This window comes from Aestuariimicrobium sp. T2.26MG-19.2B (assembly GCF_950101875.1).
In the GTDB taxonomy this organism is placed as follows: domain Bacteria; phylum Actinomycetota; class Actinomycetes; order Propionibacteriales; family Propionibacteriaceae; genus Aestuariimicrobium; species Aestuariimicrobium kwangyangense.
The window spans coordinates 56,688-76,120 of sequence record NZ_CATNLW010000002.1; the positions used below are offsets into that span (position 1 = coordinate 56,688).

The window sequence follows — 19,433 nt, forward strand, 5'->3', positions numbered from 1 at the left end:
CGACTGACGGGCCTCTCGCATTTGCGGTCACTCGGCCTGGGGACCACGGCCCGTGCTTGAATCGTTTCATGCCGCAGTCGACACCCGCCCTCGCCGAACCGAGCCCGAAGTGGACGGCACGCCTCATTGCCGCCTCGACCGGTGGCGACTCGGCACCTCGATTCCGTCGGGAGTTCACCGTCGACCACACGCACGGCGCGATCGTCCGGGCTCGTTGGTTCGTGAGTGCCCACGGCATCTTCGAGGCACAACTCGACGGACGACCGATCGGTCCGGACGTGTTGAGCCCCGGGTGGACCAGCTACGAGTGGCGGCAGCGCTACCGCGAGTACGACGTCACCCATCGCCTGCACCCCAGCGTCGACCCTGTCGTGGCCAGCATCCTGGTCGGGAACGGGTGGTGGGCCGGTCGCCTCACCTGGCAGGAAGGACGCCGCCACCTCTACGGCGACCGCACGGCCGTGATCGCCCAACTCGAGATCACCTTCGCCGACGGGTACGTGCAAACGGTCGTGACCGACGCGTCCTGGGACGTGGGCCCGTCCGAGGTGTTGACCGATGACCTCTACGACGGGCAGACCATCGATGCGCGGCGAGCCGCGCGGGACTGGCTGAGGCCCGGCTTCTCGTCCGAGTCCGAGCCCCGTGGCTGGGGCCCAGCCGAGGTGCTCGACTTCGACGCCTCGGTGCTGGTTCCCTATCTGGGTCCGCCCGTGGTCAGGCATGAGGAGTTGCCACCCCGACGCATCTGGACGTCCCCGTCCGGACGCACCTTGGTCGACTTCGGCCAGAACGTGGTGGGGTGGGTGAAGCTGAGGGTGCAGGGGCCCGCCGGTCAGGAGGTGATCATGCGGCATGCCGAGGTGTTGGAGCACGAGGAGTTGGGCACTCGTCCGCTGCGCTCGGCGCTCGCCACCGATCGTTTCGTGCTGTCGGGGGGTGCCGACCACTTCGAACCGACGTTCACCTTCCACGGATTCCGCTACGTCGAGGTGGAGGGCTGGCCCGGTGAGCTGGACCGCGACGACCTCCGCGCCGTGGTGGTCTCGTCCGACCTGAGGCGCACCGGGCACTTCGAGTCCTCCCACGCCGGACTGAACCAACTCCACCGCAACGTCGTGTGGGGGCTGCGTGGGAACATGGTCGACGTCCCGACCGATTGCCCGCAGCGTGACGAGCGGTTGGGCTGGACGGGTGACCTGGCCGTGTTCGCCCCCACCGCCACCTTCCTCTATGACATGCGCGGGTTCCTGGGCGACTGGTTGGCCGACCTTCGGGCCGAACAGGTGCACGCCGGCGGCCGGGTGGCCTTCGTCATCCCCGACGCCCTGAAGATCGTCGAACCCGGGAACGACGCGACCGCCGCCGTGTGGTCGGACGCCGCGGTGTGGGTGCCGTGGGCGCTGTGGCAGGCCCACGGTGACGTCGATGCCCTGACTGAGGCATACCCCGCGATGCTCGACCACGTCGACCACGTCACCACCCTGCTCTCGCCCACCGGCCTGTGGGACACGGGCTTCCAGTTCGGCGACTGGCTGGATCCGGCCGCGCCGCCGGACCACGCCGACCAGGCGCGAGCCGACAAGGGGGTGGTGGCTACCGCCGCCCTGTACCGGAGCGCAACATTGACGGCCACGGCCGCGCGGGTGCTGGGTCGCGAGCAGGATGCCGCGCGGCTGGAAGCACTGGCGACCCGCACCAAACGGGCTTTCAACGAGCACTGGGTCGGCGACGACGGGACCGTCTTCTCGGACTGTCCCACCGTCTACGCCCTGGCGATCGCGTTCGACCTGCTGGACGAACCCCGCCGCCAGTTGGCCGGGGACAGGTTGGCCCAGCTCACCCGCGAGGAGGGGTTCCACATCGCCACCGGCTTCGCGGGCACCCCGTTCGTGTGTGACGCCCTGACCAGCACCGGTCACCTGGTCGAGGCCTACCGACTGCTGCTGCAGACCGAGTGCCCCTCGTGGCTCTACCCGGTGACGATGGGGGCGACGACGATCTGGGAGCGATGGGACTCGATGCTGCCCGACGGCTCCATCAACCCCGGCGAGATGACCAGTTTCAACCACTACGCCCTCGGCGCCGTGGCCGACTGGCTGCACCGCACCGTCGCCGGTCTGGCACCCGCCGAGCCAGGCTATGCGCGGGTGCGGTTCGCGCCTCGTCCGGGTCTTGGTGTGGAGTGGGCCAGGGCATGGCTCGACACACCGCACGGCCGAGCCTCGATCCGGTGGAGCGTGGCCGACGGCGAGCTCCACGTGCTCGTCGACACCCCCGTCGAGGCCGACCTCGACCTGCCGGGGGTGCGTCCCGAACGGGTGGCGGCCGGGCGGCACAGTCGGGTGGTTCCGGTCGGCTCCGTGCTCACCGGGATCGCCCCTTCCTGAGCCCCCGACAGCACAAACTCCCACCCCCGGGACACACTTCACGGTTGTGAGCGTGCAGTCTGTCCCGAAGGTGAGAGTTTGCGGGTGTGGACGAGGGGAGCCCGCTGGTGCGGGCGTCAGGTCACTCGGCCGAGGCTGCCCTGCGCAGGACCTCCGAGAGCCGCTCGGCGGCGCTCATCACGGCGGCGGCGTGCAGTCGTCCCGGCTGGCGACCCAGACGTTCGATCGGACCCGACACCGACAGTGCGGCGATCACCTTGCCGGAAGGGGAGCGGACGGGCGCGCTGACCGAGGCGACCCCCGGCTCGCGTTCGGCGACGGAGTGCGCCCAGCCACGTCGACGCACCGACGCCAGGGCCACTGCCGAGAAGTTCGAGGACGACAGGCCGCGCTGCACCCGCTCCGGCTCCTCCCAGGCGAGCAGCACCTGGGCGGCGGAGCCAGCTGACATCGTCAACTGGGTGCCCACCGGGATGGTGTCGCGCAGTCCCGAGGGACGCTCGGCCGCCGCAGCACACACGCGGAACTCGCCCTGCCTGCGGAACAGCTGGGCGGACTCACCTGTGATGTCGCGAAGCCGCGCGAGAATGGGGCCGGCGGTGGCCAGCAATCGGTCCTCGCCCGCGGCGGAGGCGAGTTCACCCAGACGCGGACCCAACACGAAACGGCCCTGCAGGTCGCGTCCCACCAGACGGTGGTGTTCGAGCGCCACGGCTAGGCGATGGGCTGTCGGTCGGGCCAGTCCGGTCGCCGTGACGAGTCCCGCCAGGGTGGTCGGTCCGGATTCGAGTGCGGTGAGTACAAGGGCGGCTTTGTCGAGCACGCCCACGCCACTGGTGTCGTCCATGATTTGAGATTACATGTCCGCATTTTGGAAATGCAAGCGCTAGAGTTGGACTCCTCGGCGAAGAGTCCTGCTTCGTCGCGAGCCAGTCAGAGACCCACATCGAGGTGTTGAATGCCCACCACTGCCAGTGGTCCGACCACCCTGTCCGACAAGGTCTGGGACGCCCACGTCGTCCGTCAGGCCGCGGGTGAGCCCGACCTGTTGTTCATCGACCTGCACCTCGTGCACGAGGTCACCAGCCCGCAGGCCTTCGCCGGACTCAAGCTCGCGGGACGCCCCGTGCGCCGGCCCGACCTGACCCTGGCCACCGAGGACCACAACACCCCGACGCTCGACATCGATCGGCCCATCGCAGACCCGGTCAGCCGCACCCAGGTCGACACCCTGCGCAAGAACGCTGCCGAGTTCGGGATCCGCATCCATTCCTTGGGTGACAAGGACCAGGGCGTGGTCCACATCATCGGTCCCCAGTTGGGCATCACCCAGCCGGGCATGACCATCGTGTGTGGCGACTCCCACACCTCCACCCACGGCGCCTTCGGGGCACTGGCCTTCGGCATCGGCACCTCCGAGGTCGAGCACGTCCTGGCCACCCAGACGCTGCCGCAGGCTCGTCCGAAGACCATGGCCGTCAACATCAACGGTGACCTGCCCGCCGGTGTGACCGCCAAGGATGTCGTGCTGGCACTGATCGCCAAGGTCGGCACCGGCGGCGGCCAGGGCTACATCGTGGAGTACCGCGGCACGACCATCGAGAACCTGTCGATGGAGGGTCGCATGACCATCTGCAACATGTCGATCGAGTGGGGAGCCAAGGCGGGCATGATCGCCCCCGACCAGGCCACCTTCGACTACATCAAGGGCCGTCCGCATGCTCCCGAGGGTGAGCAGTGGGACGCCGCGGTCGAGTACTGGAAGACGCTGCGCACTGACGACGACGCCGTGTTCGACCGCGAGGTCGACATCGACGCCACCCAGCTCACCCCGTTCGTGACCTGGGGCACCAACCCCGGCCAAGGAGTGCCGCTCGGGGCAGTCGTCCCCACCCCCAGCGACTTCACCGACGAGGTCGACCGCACCGCCGCCGAGAAGGCCCTGCAGTACATGGGCCTGACGGCGGGCACGCCGATGCGTGAGATCGCCGTCGACACCGTCTTCCTGGGATCCTGCACCAACGGACGCATCGAGGACCTCCGCCTCGCGGCCAGCGTGCTGCAGGGCAACCGGATCGCCGACTCGGTGCGCATGCTGGTGGTTCCCGGTTCAGCCCGGGTACGGCTCCAGGCCGAGATCGAGGGACTCGACAAGGTCTTCCTCGAGGCGGGTGCCGAGTGGCGCGCTGCCGGCTGCTCCATGTGCCTGGGCATGAACCCCGACCAGTTGGCTCCCGGGGAGCGGGCCGCGTCGACCTCGAACCGCAACTTCGAGGGCAGGCAGGGCAAGGGTGGACGTACCCACCTGGTCTCGCCCGCCGTCGCGGCCGCCACCGCCATCACCGGACACCTGTCCGCACCCCAAGACCTCATCCCGGCCGAACAGAAGGGCTGATCACCATGGACAAGTTCTCCACCCACATCGGTGTGCCTGTGCCGCTGCGACGCAGCAACGTCGACACCGACCAGATCATCCCTGCCGTCTACCTCAAGCGGATCACCCGCGACGGGTTCGAGGACGGGCTGTTCTCGGCATGGCGCAACGACCCCGACTTCGTGCTCAACCAGGAGGCGTACCGGGCGGGGACGATCCTGATCCCGGGCCCGGAGTTCGGCACGGGTTCATCGCGTGAGCACGCGGTCTGGGCCCTGCAGAACTACGGCTTCAAGGTGGTCATCGGCAGCCGCTTCGGTGACATCTTCCGCAACAACTCGGGCAAGGCCGGCTTGTTGGTGGCGCTCGTCGAGCAGGACGTCGTCGAGCAGTTGTGGGACTGGGTCGAGGCCCACCCGGGCACCGCCATCGAGGTGTCGCTGGAGGATCGGGTGATCAGCCTGCCCGACGGCACGCGTCACGGGTTCACGATCGACGACTTCACCCGGCAGCGGTTGCTCGAGGGGCTCGACGACATCTCGATGACGCTGCAGCACTCCGACGAGATCGCTGCCTACGAGGCCTCACGCCCGAGCTTCAAGCCGGCCACCCTGCCGGTGCGCACCGCGGACTGATCCTCACGAGCCGGTTTGGGGCGGTCGTCCCCGGACGGACGACCCTCACCCGATCGAGACGCGGACGACCTCGTCGCCGCGCCTGGTGACGGTGACTCGTTGACCCGGGCGCAACGACCGCAGCCGTACCAGGCTGGCCCTGGGCAGGTCGACGGCCGTCCCGCGATCGGTGAGGGCTCGCCAGCCCTCAGGCATGACGGCCACCACCGTCGCCTGCACCACGGTGGGCACGGCCCCCCCGTCACGATGGTCGCTCATGGCCACAGACTAGGCGCTAGCGTTGCGTGGCATGACCCACCAACCCCTTCCGCCGGGAGAGTCGAACCACCGTCTCGCCTGGCCCCTGCGGCGCGCCAACCACGAGGACGGCGGACGGGTGTTCACCGCGCTCGGGCGGTTCGTCCACGCGGCCATGGGCCTGTTGGTGACCCACGACTGGCGTGGCAGCGACAGACTGCCCCAGACCGGCGGCGTGCTGGTGGTCTCGAACCACCTGAGCTACTTCGATGCGGTCGCGTTGGGTGAGTTCCTGATCTGGTCGGGCCGTTGGCCGCGGTACCTCGGCAAGGTGCAGTTGTGGAAGACCCCCGTGGTGGGTTGGCTGGCGCGGTCGTGCGAGCAGATCCCCGTCGACCGCGGCTCCGCCAAGGCCGCCGAGGTGCTGGTCACCGCCCAAGGGGCCCTCGACGACGGACGATGCGTGACGATGTACCCCGAGGGCACCCTCACCCGTGATCCCGAGACCTGGCCCATGACGGCCAGGTCGGGGGCCGCCAGGTTGGCCCTGCGCAGCCAGCACCCCGTCGTCCCGGTGGGACAGTGGGGTGCCAACCACGTGATCGGGGGTACCGGCATGGGCATGCCCCGGTTCTTCCCCCGCAAACGGATCCACGTGTGTTGCGGTGAGCCGATCGACCTCTCCGACCTGCGGCCCTGGGTGGGCACCGAGCGCGAGGGCGAGGCGGTGCGGGCGGCTTCGGTGCGGATCATGGACGCCCTCACGGGTCTGGTCGAGGAACTCCGTGGGACCCCTGCCCCGAGGGATCGCTGGGACACGCGTGTGGGCGCGCGGGTGCCGCAGCCCCCGGCTAGGGTGGACGAGGCCGGATCCCGAGGCCCCACCGATCCAGGAGAAGTATGAGCACGCCCACCCGAGTTGCCATCGTCTTCGGCGGAGTCTCGTCCGAGCACGGCGTCTCGTGCCTGACCGCGGCCAGCGTGCTGCAGGCGATCGACCTCGACCGCTACGAGGTGACCTGCATCGGCATCGCCCCCTCGGGGCGGTGGACCCTGGTCGACCTCGACGTCGCCCGTTCCCTGCACACCGTCGACGGGGTGCTGCCCACGGTCCCCGAGTCCGGCCCCGAGGTGGTGCTGCTGTCGACCGGCCGGGGGCCGGGACTGTGCGTGCGCGAGGGCGACCGGCTGGACGAACCCCGCCCCCTCGACGTCGCCTTCGCCCTGCTGCACGGTCCCTTCGGTGAGGACGGCACGATCCAGGGGCTGTTCGAGATGCACCAGCTGCGCTACGTCGGAGCCGGGGTGGCCGCGAGCGCCAACGGCATGGACAAGCACCTGATGAAGGCCTGCTTCGCTGCGGCCGGACTGCCCCAGGGACCCTACGAGGTGGTCACCGCCCGGCAGTGGGCCACCGACCGGGACGCGGTGACGTCCCGGCTGGAGCGCCTCGACCTGCCATGGTTCGTGAAGCCGGCCAGAGCCGGCTCGTCCATCGGGATCACGAAGGTCAACCACCCCGAGCAGGTGGCGGCGGCCATCGGGACGGCCCAGCAGCATGACCCCAAGGTGGTCATCGAGCAGGGCATCATCGGCCGCGAGATCGAGTGTGCGGTGCTGGGCTCACCCGACGGCGCATCCCCCCGCACTTCCCTGGTCGGCGAGATCAGGATGGTGGACGGGTCGGGCTTCTACGACTTCGACGCCAAGTACCTGCCCGGCGAGCAGGTGGCCCTCGACATCCCCGCCCGGATCGACGACGCGTTGCAGGCCCGGGTGCAGGAGATCGCCGTACAGGCCTTCGATGCCATCGGCGCCGAGGGTCTGGGCAGGGTGGACACCTTCGTGCTCGAGTCGGGGGAGGTGCTGGTCAACGAGATCAACACCATGCCCGGTTTCACCCAGTACTCGATGTACCCCCAGCTGTGGCAGAAGTCGGGGCTGGGGTACGGCGAACTGATTGACGAGTTGATCGCCGTCGCGCTGGCCAGGCCCACCGGCCTGCGCTGAGCAGGCGCCCCCACACTGCGGTTTCCGGGCTCAGACGCAGGGGGTGACGACGGGGTCCTGGCCCACGGCGCCGCTCAGCTCGTTCAGCACGTCGGCCTCGGGCGCGTGCGCCGGAGGCACCTCCACCTGCACGAAGGCAGCTCGCCCGAGGGTGGTGAACCGGTAGCCTCCCTCGAGCTTCTCGGCCCACCAGCCGACACCGTTGACCATGTCGCAGCGGCTCCCCGGCTCAAGCCCAGCGGGCTTGTCGACACCGCAGCGCAGCACCACCCTCTTCTCGTCGGAACCCCAGTAGGCCACGCGACCCCGGGCGTCCACCGCTCCCTGCAGACCTGCAACGGTCTCGGGCAGGTCAGCGAGCACGCGTTGGCAGGCGGCCATGGCAGCCGGTGGGGGAGTGTGCGAGGTGGCCGAAGGGGGTTCCTGGGCGCCGCAGGCGGCCAGCGTCAGGCAGGCCAGGACACCAGGGATGGCCGAGCGGGCCGTCCGCATCAAATGTTGACGACGGGGCAGGTGACGGTGCGGGTGATGCCCTCGACTGCCTGCACCTTCGCGACCACGATCTGTCCCAACTCGTCGACCGACCCGGCCTCGGCGCGCACGATCACGTCATAGGGCCCGGTCACGTCCTCGGCGAGGGTGACTCCCTCGATCTCGCGGATGGCGACGGCGACGTCGGCGGCCTTGCCGACATTGGTCTGGACCAAGATGTATGCGTTGACCATGGGTCACTCCTGCCCGTCGCGCTGGTGGGTTGTCCCGCTCACGGTAGCGTGAACGACGATCAGCCACAGTTGAGTTGGGGAGAAGACATGCAGACCATCGCTGAGTTGGGCGAGTTCGGCCTGATCGAGGTCTTCACCCGCGACCTCGGACTGGACGCGGCCGTCTCGGTCGGCCCCGGGGACGATGCCGCCGTGTTCCTGGTGAACGGGTCGGCCGTGTGCTCCACCGACCTGCTGGTGGAGGGGGTGCACTTCCGTACCGACTGGTCGGGTGGCGCCGACGTGGGACGCAAGTGCGTGGCCGTGAACGTCGCCGATCTCGAGGCCATGGGCGCCACTCCGGTCTCGCTGGTGGTTGCCCTCGGGGCACCGGCCAGCACCCCGCTCACGTGGGTCAGGCAGTTCATGACGGGCATGCGTGAAGAGGCCCAGACCGCAGGCGTGACGATCGTCGGCGGCGACACCACGGCCGCGGAACGGATCACCGTCTGCGTGACCGTCGTGGGGCAGACCGAGGGACGCGCACCCGTGCTCCGCTCCGGTGCCCGACCCGGTCAGGTGGTGGCCATGGTGGGTCGTCTCGGTTGGGCCGCCGCGGGTCTGGCGGTGCTCAAGCGCGGGTTCCGCTCGCCCCGGGCGGTGGTCGAGGCGCAACGGACCCCGCAGGTTCCCTATCGGCAGGGCCGACGGGCCGCCGAGGCGGGCGCGACCGCCATGTGCGATGTCTCCGACGGCCTGGTCGGCGATCTCACCCACCTGGCCAACGCCTCGGGGGTGGTGATCGACGTCGACACCTCACGCCTGGTGGTGGCGGAGCCACTCACCGTGGTCGCCCAGGCCACGGGCTCCGACCCGTTGTCGTTCGTGTTGACCGGCGGTGAGGACCATGCGCTGGTGGCCTGCTTCGAGCCCGGGTTCGTCCCTGACGACTGGCACGTGATCGGGCGCGTCCTCCCCGCCCAGGACGACGGACGACCGGCCGTGCTCGTCGACGGCGAGCAGTTCAGTGGGCCCGGCGGGTACGACCACTTCGCCTGAACCGGCGGATGCTGCTGCCGGTCGGACCGGCGTGGCAGGCTGCCCCCCGGTCGGGGGGGTGGGCTAATCTTCCAGCATGGCGACCCGCGCGTCTTCCCCACCGCGGTCGTCGGGCAAGTCCTCCTCGAGGTCTTCGTCCGGCACGCGGTCGTCCGGAAGTTCCTCCAAGTCCACCGCCCGATCCGGCACCAGCCGCTCGACCCAGTCGAGGGGACGATCGTCCGCGCGGCCACGCTCCGGCGGCCTGGGCAAGGGACTGGCAGCCCTGTGGCGCGGAACGGCTGGTCTGCTCGGCAGCGGAGCCCGCAAGGTCGGCGACACCGCTCTTGAGGTCGACCCAGAACTGCGCCGCGACGGTGCCGGTCTGTTCCTGCTGGGGTCGGCCATCGTGGTGGCCGCCGTGTTCTGGTTCGGCCTGCCCGACCCGGTCGGTGGCTGGCTCGAGATCGGCATCTCCACCATCTTCGGGGCGATCAGCTACGCCCTGCCGCTGTTCTGTCTCGGGATGGCGTGGCGCACCCTGAGACACCCGCAGAAGAACGGACCCACCGGGCGACAGGTGGTGGGCTGGTCGGCCTTCTTCCTCGGCGTGCTCGGGCTGGTCAACATCATGAAGGACTCGCCGAGCCCCGCCGACGCACCGGCCCTGAGGGCCGCCGGCGGAGCGTTGGGCTACATCAGTTCGTCGATGCTCACCCAGTTGCTCACCGTCTGGGTCGCAGTTCCGTTGCTGGTGCTGCTGTCACTGTTCGGCATCATCGTGATCATCGGCATGCCGCTGTGGGAGATCGCAGACCGGCTGCGCGACCACCACGACCGCCTGCAGGCACACCGGGCCGAGCGCGCCGAACAGCGGGCGGCCCTGGTCACCGAGGTGGACAAGGCCTACGACTCACCGCTGGTCAGCGACGACGACGAGCCCACCGACCTGTTCGACGCCGTTCCCGACGGTCCTCGCGACGACACCGGCGTCTACGACCATGACGCCGTGGAGTCGGTGCGCCGACAGCCCGGTGAGGCCCCCGCGGTCGATCGCAGCCAGGTGGGACTGCCACCAGAACCCACACTGCAGGCCCCACCCCACACGCCGGTTCCGGCGCGGGTCGAACAGTTGGTGCTGTCGGGCGACGTGCAGTACGTGCTGCCGCAGCCCTCGATGCTCAAGGCCGGCACCGCGCCGAAGGCCAAGACACCGGCCAGCGACGCCATCGTGGCGCGCCTCACCGAGGTGCTGAACCAGTTCGAGATCGACGCCACGGTGACCGGCTACACCCGTGGTCCGACCGTGACCCGCTATGAGGTCGAGCTGGGACAGGCCGTCAAGGTCGAGAAGGTGACGGCACTGTCGAAGAACATCGCCTACGCGGTGGCCTCTTCCGAGGTGCGCATCCTGTCGCCCATCCCGGGCAAGTCGGCGATCGGCATCGAGATCCCCAATCTCGACAAGGAGATCGTCTCGCTGGGTGACGTGCTCCGTTCCCCCCGCGCCATGAACGACCACCACCCCATGACGGTCGGGCTGGGCAAGGACGTCGAGGGCGGGTTCGTGATCGCGAACATGGCCAAGATGCCCCACCTGTTGGTGGCTGGCGCGACCGGCTCGGGCAAGTCGTCCTTCATCAACTCGCTGATCACCTCGATCATGATGCGCTCGACCCCTGACGAGGTCAGGTTGCTGCTGGTCGACCCGAAGCGGGTGGAACTGACCGCCTACGAGGGCATCCCCCACCTGGTCACCCCCATCATCACCAACGCCAAGAAGGCGGCCGACGCGCTGCAGTGGGTCGTCCGTGAGATGGACCTGCGCTACGACGACCTCGCAGCCTTCGGGTTCCGTCACGTCGACGACTTCAACGCCGCCGTTCGGGCGGGCACGGTCAAGGTGCCGGAAGCCTCGGAGCGGGTGCTCGCGCCCTATCCCTACCTGCTGGTGGTCGTCGACGAGTTGGCCGACCTGATGATGGTGGCGCCCCGTGACGTCGAGGACTCCATCGTCCGCATCACCCAGTTGGCCCGGGCCGCCGGTATCCACCTCGTGCTGGCCACCCAGCGTCCCTCGACCGATGTCGTCACCGGACTGATCAAGGCCAATGTGCCCTCGCGGTTGGCCTTCGCCACGTCGTCGATGACCGACTCACGCGTCATCCTCGACCAGCCCGGGGCCGAGAAGCTCGTCGGTCAGGGCGACGGGCTCTTCCTGCCGATGGGGGCCGGCAAGCCGATCCGGGTGCAGGGAGCCTGGGTGGGGGAGCGCGAGGTGCGCTCCGTGGTGGAGTCGATTCGCACCCAGCTCCAGCCCCAGTACCGCGAGGACGTCGTCGCTCCCGCCGCGGGAAGCCAGAAGGTCGCCGAGGACATCGGTGACGACCTGGAACTGGTGATCGACGCCGCGAAGCTGGTGGTCGAGCTGCAGCTGGGTTCGACCTCGATGCTGCAGCGCAAGCTCAGGGTCGGCTTCGCCAAGGCCGGCCGCCTGATGGACATCCTCGAGACCCGCGGCGTGGTGGGCCCCTCCGAGGGGTCGAAGCCCCGGGAGGTGCTGGTGAAGCCGGACGAGCTCGACACGGTGCTCGAGAACCTCGCCCTGGGCTGAGTCCGGGTGGCCGGGCCATTCCCCTGGGGGCTCGGTCGGCCTATCGTCTGTGCATGGCAGACGATGACGTCGACGACCACGAGGACTTCGCGGCCAGCCACGGCGCCCCGCTGCAGCAGTTCGCCGAGCAGCTGACGGGCGATCCCGACGCGGCCAGCGCGTTGGTCGACGCGGCCCTGTCCGACGTGTGGGCCGAGCGTCATCGGCTCGACAGCCCGGAGTGGCCCGCCTTCGCCCGCGAGCGAGTGGCGCGCCGCTGGGCCCGTCGTTCCGGGTGGCCCACCTCGATCGCGGAGGAACCGGTCGACCAGGCGGCCCGGCCCACCACCGATGCGATCGTCGCCGCCGGGCACGTGATGGCGACCCGCCGTGGCCTGATGGTGGCCGGGGCCACGGGGGTTGCTGCCCTGGGGGGCGCCCTGTGGCAGTCCCTGGCGACGGCCGGCCGCGGGAGTCGGGTCCTCGTCGACGGGTTCGCCCTCGACGTCTCGTCCCCGCAGGGGGATCCGACCGGGCCGGTGGTGCGGATCAGTCGTCGTGGTGATCTCCTGGCCGAGTTCGCGACCGCCCGGGAGCGCCCGATGACCTCGATCACTCCGCTGCCCGACGGGCGCGACCTGGTGGCGGTCTGGCTGCGCGGGGAGGTGGAAGCCGTCGACCTCGTCGGTGCGGGCTCAGAACCGGTGATGCCCACGACCCTGGTGCATCCGGGTCACGGCACGTTGGCGTTGGCGATCGGACGAGCCGTCGGGCGCCTGCCGGTGGTCACGTACCTCTCCGACCCGGGGTACCGCAGCGAGCCGCCACGGGTGCCGCAGGCCCTGGTCGACTGGTCCCCCCACCGGATCACCGGCTACTTCGCCCCCCAGACGGGGGTGTTCGTCCTGCAGAAGCCCCACCGGGAGGTGTTGGTGGGGCGCGGGGAGAACCAGGCGACGGTCTTCCTCGCTGACATCGGCGCCGAGACCCAACTGCTGGTGGTGCAGAGCTGGAGCCTGGTGGCAGCCACCCTGTCCCGGGACGGTGCACCCTTGCCGGCGTTGCGGCAGGTGTTCCAGAACGGTGCACTGGTGTGTGCCCTGCTCGAACCACCGGCCTCCCCGGCCCACCCTGTCGATGTCGTGGTGGTCGGGGTCAACGGACTGGTCAGCATCCGGGTGGTGGGCCGATGAAGCGCGAGCAGTTCGACGAGTTGGTGCTGGGCCACCGGGAGCGGGCCGTGGCCTCGGCCGCCCAATTGCTGGGCCTGCCCACCGCCGACGGACGAGTCGTCGCGGCAGCCGACCGGGCGCTGGCCGACGTGTGGTCCCGCCGGTGGATGTGGTGGGCCGACCCGGTGGTGCTGTTGCGTCGCGCGCTGGTCCGACACACGCACCCGGGCAGGAAGCCGGAGCCGGGGGTTCGCTGGCCCCCCAACGCCGTGGAATGGCGGGCGCGTGCCGCGGCCGCCAGGACCGAGCACGTCGACCCCGCCGGCGTGCCCCGCAGGGCCGTGATCGTCGGCGGCGTCGGTGTCGCCACCGCCGCCGGCGCCACCACTCTGGGGCTGGCGGTGCACGACGCGGTACGCAGCACCCGGACCACCATCGACGGGGGCACCCGGCTCCGCCTGACGATCGACATCCTGGGGCACGGCAACCGGCGCCAGGCCAAGGTCTACACCTCCGACCCACGCTGGTCGCCCTCCTTGCCGGCGCTGATCGGCTCCTTCGTGGTTGATGCCGCCCACGGCACCAGCGTCGTGTTGCCCACGGCAGGCCTGTCGGACGACGCGACCCTGCAGACCCTCCTGCTGCACCAGCCGGGTCTGGTCTTCGCCGACCTCGTGAACACCGCCGTGGTGCCCTTCGCCGCCAGCGCAGAGGAGCCCTTCGCGGCCGGGCTCTTCTCGTTGGACGCCTACGGGCCGTCCACCCTCGTGTGGGGAGATGAGGCCGGTGGGGTGTTCGGCGACGCCTGGATCGTGCACGGACCCTTCCCGGGTGACCCCGGGCGGATCTGCTACCTCTCCCACGACCACCTGGTCGTGCGTCACCTCACGCGGGGGCTCTCGCAGATGCGATTGAGCTCCCACCCGGTCACGGTTCGTCCGGCTTGGGGACGAACCGACGCCCCCGGGGTGACGGTCTACGGGCTCGGACTGGTCGACGGCACGGGCCTGGTCGCCGTGACGGCCGACGAACCTGGGGAACTGTCGTGGGACCTGCCCAGTCTGGCGACCTCTCGTGCGGTGTCGGGCACGGGCAGGTTCTGGCACGTGCCTGCCCTGCCGCAGGCCACCCGTCCCGGTGACCCGTTCGAGGTGCGGCTGACGCTGCGGACGGCACGCGACGAGGTGCAGTACGTGATGTCGTTCTGATCTCGGACGCCGGCGGCGCCAGGCAGCGCCAGGCAGCGCCGAACCCCGTTCGTCGGCGGACTAGCCTGTCGGTATGGGGATCGACGACGACGTCGAGGCTCACGAGGACTTCGTGACCACCTACGGCGACGACCTGCAGGCGGTGGCCGACGCGCTCGTCTCCGATCGTGGTGTCGCCGAGCAATTGGTCGACCGGACCCTGACCGACCTCTGGCGTGAGCGTGCGAGTCTTCGCGGCGAGGTGCGGGCCGGCTGGGCGCGCCGCCACCTGGCCCAGCTGTGGGCGATGGGTGAGCAATGGCCGACACCGTCCAGGCAGCGAGCTGCTGCCGGTCTGGCGCGCACCGGGGTCCTATCGCCGGTGATCGACGAGGGGTCGAGGCGACTGAGCACCACCCTCTCGAGGGTGACGGTGGCCGGTGTCATCGCGGTCACCGGGGCCACGATCGCCTCGACCGGCCACGGCTGGCCCGTGCAGGTGGGTGGCGAGCAACTGAAACTGCTGCCGAGCGGCGACGGCGATGACGCGTGGCTGCAGCTGTGGCACGCGGATCGACTGCTGGCCGAGTTCTCGCACCCCGTCGACGAACCCACCACGGTGACCGTGCCGTGGTCCGGCGACCCAGCCTCGCCCCGCACCCTGATCGCCTCGTGGGTGCGGGGGGAGTGGACTGCCATCGACTGGGTCAACACTCCGGACGGCGGGGTGTGCACGGGAGTCGTGCTGGGCCTGGGACTGGCGGGCGTGCAGGTCTCGATCGGCCTGGCGCTCGTCGACGGCCCGTGGCCGCTGCCCATGGTCGTGCGCAGCGACGGGCAGTCCTTCCTCAGTGAGGTGCCCCGCTCCGTGGTCGGATTCCGTGACACTCCCGAGCGCGGGATCTCGGGCTATCACGTGTCGTGGGGGGACACCCTCGTCCTGGCCGAACCGGTCCACGTCGTGATGACCCGTCATCTGGGCCACGAATTCGTCCTCCACCTCGGACCCGTGATCCACGACAGCCAGCTGCTGGCCGTCAGGGCACACTCCGGCTCTTCTCCGTCGCTGTGGCGCAACGGGGTCGAACTGGCCACCGGGATCGTCGACAGCCCCCACCTCGGGCCGATCGTGATGGCGGTCTGCCGTCCGCCTGCCAGCCCGGGACATCCGGTCGAGGTGCGATGGTTCGGTTCGGAGGGCCTGCCTCACAGGGCCGTGGTGAACGCATGAACCGGGAGCAGTTCGAGGCTTGGTGGGGAATGCGTCGACCGGCCGCGATCGCCGTCTCGGCGACCTTGATGGGACTGACTGCCGACCACCCCGATGTCACCACCGTCGTGGACCGTGCCTTCGCCGGGGTGTGGGCGCGGCGGTGGATCGTCGAGGACGCGGACCACCTGCTCCGACTGCTGCTGGTGCGGCACAGCCGGCCCGTCGAGGTGGGGCTTCGGCCCAGTGACAGCCCGTCGAACACCTGGCTGCTGCGTGGTCGAGCCGAACGGGCTCGGGCAGCGGAGGGGCTGAGGCCGTGGGAGGGCCCACCGGTGCACCCCTGTGGGGTGGTCGAGGGCGGTCGACTGCCTCGTGGCCTCGGCTCAGCACTGGGTCGCAGAGCCGTCAGCAGACGGACCCTCGCTGGTGCTGCCCTCGTGGTGCCGCTCGCCGCTCTCGGGGCGTGGGTCCTCACCTCGAAGGGGGTCGTTGAGACCGAGACGTTGATGATGATCGGCAGTGGGTTCGCCCTGCGCATCCGGGTGGGTTCCCCGGACCGTCCGACGGCGCGACTGGTCCGGTTGCCCTCCGAGAGCGACCGCGGGGTCGGGCTCGCGGCCATACCGCTGTTGGACGACGCCACCGCTGGCACACCCACCACGGGGATCCTGCCGGCGGGGGAGCCCGACCTCGGCAGTGAGCGGGTGCTGGTCGTCCACCACCCCCAGTTGGCGTGGGCCGACCTGGTCGATGCCGAAGGTCCCGTCTCATTGAGCCACGACCGTCCACACCGAGTGGCCGCCGGTGTGTACCCCAGGTCGACCAGGACCACGCCCGCCCTCGTGTGGGGCGACCTCGCGGGACGCGTGCACGGTGCGGCGGTTGACGCCTGGGCGGTGGTTCCCACCCGACCCGACGCGGTCGTCTACCTCGCCGGGTCGTCCCTGGTGGTCAGACTTCTGTCGGACGAGGCAGCAGGCCTGCCACAGCCCGTCGCATCCGAGCACCTGCTGGGGCTCAGGCCCACCGGTTCCACACTCGAAGTGGGGCTGGTGGCGCAACGGATCACCCTCCCGGACGGGTGGGTGGTGATCGCCGTGACGTGGTCGAGCGCCCAGGGCGATGCCTCGGCCGTGACCCTGACCTGGCACCTCGAGGGGGCCACGGCAGTGATGGCCAGCACCCCGAACACCCGTGTGTGGTACCTGCCGGAGGAGCCCAGCAGTTACCCCGACCTGGTTCTCGAACTGGGCGGTCGGCACGCGACCTTCGTCATCGAGGCTTGACCTGGGCGCAGGGGGGGTGCGGGAGCACCGTCACCCGAGGCGCCGCAGCGGATGAGATACTGGGCCCATCATGACTGACCTGATGAACGTGCACCTGGTCACCTTGGGCTGTGCCCGCAACGAGGTCGACTCCGAAGAACTCGCCGCCCGACTCGAGGCTGGCGGCTTCCGGTTGGTCGACGACGCAGAAGAGGCCGACACCGTGATGGTGAACACCTGCGGCTTCGTCGAGCAGGCCAAGAAGGACTCCATCGACACCCTCATCGAGGCCTCGGAACTGAAGGGCGAGGGCCGCGCGAAGGCAGTGGTCGCCGTGGGTTGCATGGCTGAGCGTTACGGCAGGGAACTGGCCGACTCGCTGCCGGAGGCGGACGCCGTGCTGGGCTTCGACGACTACACCGACATTGCAGGACGACTCCAGACCATCCTGGCCGGGGGCCACCACGAGGCCCACGTGCCCCGTGACCGTCGCAGCCTGCTGCCCCTGACCCCGGTGGCCCGCTCGGCCGCCGCTGGGGGGGTGGCCATCCCCGGGCACGGAGCCGCTCACCTGACCGACCTCCCGGAGGGGCTGGCGCCCGTGAGCGGTCCGCGCACGCTGCGCAAGAGGTTGGGCAATTCCCCGTACGCACCGCTGAAGATCGCCTCGGGCTGTGACCGTCGCTGCGCCTTCTGCGCCATCCCCAGGTTCCGGGGTTCCTACCTGTCCCGGCCAGCGTCCGATGTCGTCGAGGAGGCGCGCTGGCTGGTCGACCACGGGGTGAAGGAAGTCTTCCTCGTGAGCGAGAACTCCTCGTCCTACGGCAAGGACCTCGGCGACCTGCGCGCCCTGGAGAAGTTGCTCGGTGACCTGTCCGCGGTGGACGGACTCGACTGGATCCGGGTCTCGTACCTGCAGCCCGCCGAGTTGAGGCCCTCCCTGGTGGAGGCGATGGTGTCCACCGACAAGGTGGTGCCCTACTTCGACCTGTCGTTCCAGCACGCATCGGGGTCGGTGCTGCGGCGCATGCGTCGCTTCGGCGACGCCGAGAGCTTCCTGGGTCTGATCGACAGCGTGCGCACGCTCGCCCCTCAGGCCGGGATCCGCTCGAACGTGATCGCCGGCTTCCCCGGTGAGACCGAGGCAGACGTCGAAACGCTCAAGCAGTTCCTCATCGACGCCCGACTGGACGTGGTCGGGGTGTTCGGGTACTCCGACGAGGACGAGACGGAGGCACTGGGCCTGAGTGACCACGTCGACCCAGACGAGGTCGAGGCCCGTGCCGCGACGATCTCGGACCTCGCCGCAGAACTGTGCGCCCAGCGGGCCGAGGACCGGATCGGTGAGGTGCTCACCGTGCTCGTCGAGTCGGTCGACGGGGGAGAGGTGACCGGACGAGCCGAGCACCAGGGCCCCGAGGTCGATGGCACCACCACGGTGGTGGGATCCCGAGCAGAGGTCGGGGAGTTCGTCCTGGCCGCCGTCACCGCATCGGACGGCGTCGACCTGATCGCGGAACCGGTCGGCTCGTGAAGAGCCAGTGGAACGTCCCCAACGTCCTGACAGGGATCCGCATCCTGGCCGTGCCGGTCTTCGCCTGGATGCTGCTGGCGCACCCCCACGACCAGGGGTGGCGGTGGGCGACCACGGCGGTCTTCGTCGGCGCGATCCTGACCGATTTCGCGGACGGGCGGATCGCCCGCAAGTACGACCTCGTCACCAACTTCGGCAAGCTGTGGGATCCCTTGGCCGACAAGGCCCTCACCGGCATGGCCTTCGTCGGGCTGAGCATCATCGGTGAACTGCAGTGGTGGGTGACCATCATCATCCTGGTGCGGGAATGGGGGATCACCCTGCTCCGATTCGCGATCCTCAAGTACGGGGTGATGGCCGCCAACCGCGGTGGCAAGCTCAAGACCCTGGTGCAGTCGATCGCCTTGATCCTCTACCTGCTGTGGCTGCCCCACCTGCCGTTGTGGGTGCAATGGGTGGCGTGGGTGGCCATGGGCCTCGCGTTCGTGCTGACCGTGGTCACCGGGCTCGACTACCTGAACGGCGCGCGCAGGTTGCGCGCCACCTGGCGGGCCGAGCATGCCGATGACCGTGCCTGAGGGGGACACCTCCGAGGTTTCCACGTCGGGGGCTGCGGGGGTCGGCCGGCTGGTCGAGTCGCTGATCGAACGCGGAACCACCGTGGCCACGTGTGAGTCCCTCACCGGCGGCCTGTTGGCGGCCACCCTGACGTCGGTGCCGGGGTCGTCGGCGGTGGTGCGCGGTGGCCTGATCACCTACGCCACCGATCTGAAGAGCAGTCTGGCCGGGGTTGACCCCGCCGTGGTCGCCGCCGATGGTGTGGTCTCCGAAGCTGTCGCCCGTGCGATGGCGGAAGGCGTCAGGTCGCGTCTGGGAGCAGACCTGGGGCTCGCGTGCACCGGGGTGGCCGGTCCCGGCGCCCAGGACGGGTTGGCTGCCGGGACCGTGTGGATCGCCGTCGCAGCACGGAGCGGGACGATCGCGCGGAGGCTGGCCGAGAGCGGTGACCGTCAACGCGTGCGGGAGGCAACCGTGGCGGCGCTGATCGCGCTGACGGCCGAAAGCCTGAAGGCTTAATCAG

General features: G+C 69.9%; 18 protein-coding genes. 14 read left to right on the plus strand and 4 right to left on the minus strand.

Annotated elements, in window-relative coordinates; all coding sequences use genetic code 11:
* Window positions 1–68: 68 nt before the first annotated feature.
* Entirely contained in the window at window positions 69–2,390 is a 2,322-nt protein-coding gene (locus tag QQZ11_RS10050; RefSeq protein ID WP_284550283.1) for an alpha-L-rhamnosidase, read from the plus strand.
* Between the two features lie 121 nt (window positions 2,391–2,511).
* Here the strand turns inward: QQZ11_RS10050 and QQZ11_RS10055 are convergent, their stop codons facing one another.
* Window positions 2,512–3,237 (minus strand): IclR family transcriptional regulator, encoded by a 726-nt coding sequence (locus tag QQZ11_RS10055; protein WP_022909978.1) that lies wholly within the window; start codon window positions 3,235–3,237, stop codon window positions 2,512–2,514.
* A gap of 111 nt (window positions 3,238–3,348) precedes the next feature.
* Between QQZ11_RS10055 and leuC the strand changes: the two genes are divergently transcribed.
* Window positions 3,349–4,785 (plus strand): 3-isopropylmalate dehydratase large subunit, encoded by a 1,437-nt coding sequence (leuC, locus tag QQZ11_RS10060; protein WP_284550285.1) that lies wholly within the window; start codon window positions 3,349–3,351, stop codon window positions 4,783–4,785.
* Between the two features lie 5 nt (window positions 4,786–4,790).
* Entirely contained in the window at window positions 4,791–5,399 is a 609-nt protein-coding gene (gene leuD / locus QQZ11_RS10065; protein ID WP_284550287.1) for a 3-isopropylmalate dehydratase small subunit, read from the plus strand.
* 45 nt (window positions 5,400–5,444) lie between these two features.
* Here the strand turns inward: leuD and QQZ11_RS10070 are convergent, their stop codons facing one another.
* Window positions 5,445–5,657, minus strand: coding sequence for a hypothetical protein (locus QQZ11_RS10070; RefSeq protein WP_284550288.1), 213 nt, complete (start codon window positions 5,655–5,657; stop codon window positions 5,445–5,447).
* A gap of 31 nt (window positions 5,658–5,688) precedes the next feature.
* Between QQZ11_RS10070 and QQZ11_RS10075 the strand changes: the two genes are divergently transcribed.
* Complete coding sequence (locus QQZ11_RS10075; RefSeq protein ID WP_284550289.1) at window positions 5,689–6,540, plus strand: lysophospholipid acyltransferase family protein; 852 nt, start codon at window positions 5,689–5,691, stop codon at window positions 6,538–6,540.
* Window positions 6,537–7,646: a D-alanine--D-alanine ligase family protein gene (locus tag QQZ11_RS10080; protein ID WP_284550290.1), complete on the plus strand. Its 1,110-nt coding sequence runs from the start codon at window positions 6,537–6,539 to the stop codon at window positions 7,644–7,646. The genes QQZ11_RS10075 and QQZ11_RS10080 overlap by 4 nt, the downstream gene beginning before the upstream one ends.
* Before the next feature lie 30 nt (window positions 7,647–7,676).
* Here QQZ11_RS10080 and QQZ11_RS10085 read toward each other — a convergent pair whose 3' ends face one another.
* On the minus strand, window positions 7,677–8,138 hold the full coding sequence (locus QQZ11_RS10085) for a DUF3515 family protein (protein ID WP_284550291.1): 462 nt from the start codon (window positions 8,136–8,138) through the stop codon (window positions 7,677–7,679).
* Window positions 8,138–8,371 carry an Lrp/AsnC family transcriptional regulator gene (locus tag QQZ11_RS10090; protein WP_022909985.1) on the minus strand — a complete coding sequence of 78 codons (234 nt, stop codon included), beginning with the start codon at window positions 8,369–8,371 and terminating at the stop codon, window positions 8,138–8,140. The genes QQZ11_RS10085 and QQZ11_RS10090 overlap by 1 nt, the downstream gene beginning before the upstream one ends.
* 87 nt (window positions 8,372–8,458) lie before the next feature.
* Between QQZ11_RS10090 and QQZ11_RS10095 the strand changes: the two genes are divergently transcribed.
* The 9 genes from QQZ11_RS10095 to QQZ11_RS10135 all read left to right on the plus strand — a co-directional run bounded on the left by QQZ11_RS10095 (window position 8,459) and on the right by QQZ11_RS10135 (window position 19,429).
* Window positions 8,459–9,409: a thiamine-phosphate kinase gene (locus QQZ11_RS10095; RefSeq protein ID WP_284550293.1), complete on the plus strand. Its 951-nt coding sequence runs from the start codon at window positions 8,459–8,461 to the stop codon at window positions 9,407–9,409.
* 76 nt (window positions 9,410–9,485) lie between these two features.
* Window positions 9,486–12,002, plus strand: a complete 2,517-nt coding sequence (locus QQZ11_RS10100; RefSeq protein WP_284550294.1) for an FtsK/SpoIIIE family DNA translocase — start codon at window positions 9,486–9,488, stop codon at window positions 12,000–12,002.
* 53 nt (window positions 12,003–12,055) lie between these two features.
* Window positions 12,056–13,174: a hypothetical protein gene (locus QQZ11_RS10105; protein ID WP_284550295.1), complete on the plus strand. Its 1,119-nt coding sequence runs from the start codon at window positions 12,056–12,058 to the stop codon at window positions 13,172–13,174.
* Complete coding sequence (locus QQZ11_RS10110; protein WP_284550296.1) at window positions 13,171–14,361, plus strand: hypothetical protein; 1,191 nt, start codon at window positions 13,171–13,173, stop codon at window positions 14,359–14,361. The genes QQZ11_RS10105 and QQZ11_RS10110 overlap by 4 nt, the downstream gene beginning before the upstream one ends.
* 73 nt (window positions 14,362–14,434) lie before the next feature.
* Window positions 14,435–15,571 carry a hypothetical protein gene (locus tag QQZ11_RS10115; RefSeq protein WP_284550297.1) on the plus strand — a complete coding sequence of 379 codons (1,137 nt, stop codon included), beginning with the start codon at window positions 14,435–14,437 and terminating at the stop codon, window positions 15,569–15,571.
* On the plus strand, window positions 15,568–16,839 hold the full coding sequence (locus QQZ11_RS10120; protein WP_284550298.1) for a hypothetical protein: 1,272 nt from the start codon (window positions 15,568–15,570) through the stop codon (window positions 16,837–16,839). The genes QQZ11_RS10115 and QQZ11_RS10120 overlap by 4 nt, the downstream gene beginning before the upstream one ends.
* A gap of 82 nt (window positions 16,840–16,921) precedes the next feature.
* The gene (gene rimO / locus QQZ11_RS10125; protein WP_284550752.1) at window positions 16,922–18,352 is read left to right on the plus strand and encodes a 30S ribosomal protein S12 methylthiotransferase RimO; all 1,431 of its coding nucleotides are present in this window, start codon (window positions 16,922–16,924) and stop codon (window positions 18,350–18,352) included.
* Complete coding sequence (pgsA, locus tag QQZ11_RS10130) at window positions 18,349–18,930, plus strand: CDP-diacylglycerol--glycerol-3-phosphate 3-phosphatidyltransferase (protein WP_284550299.1); 582 nt, start codon at window positions 18,349–18,351, stop codon at window positions 18,928–18,930. The genes rimO and pgsA overlap by 4 nt, the downstream gene beginning before the upstream one ends.
* Complete coding sequence (locus QQZ11_RS10135) at window positions 18,917–19,429, plus strand: CinA family protein (RefSeq protein WP_284550300.1); 513 nt, start codon at window positions 18,917–18,919, stop codon at window positions 19,427–19,429. Before pgsA ends, QQZ11_RS10135 begins: the two co-directional genes overlap by 14 nt.
* Window positions 19,430–19,433 lie beyond the last annotated feature (4 nt).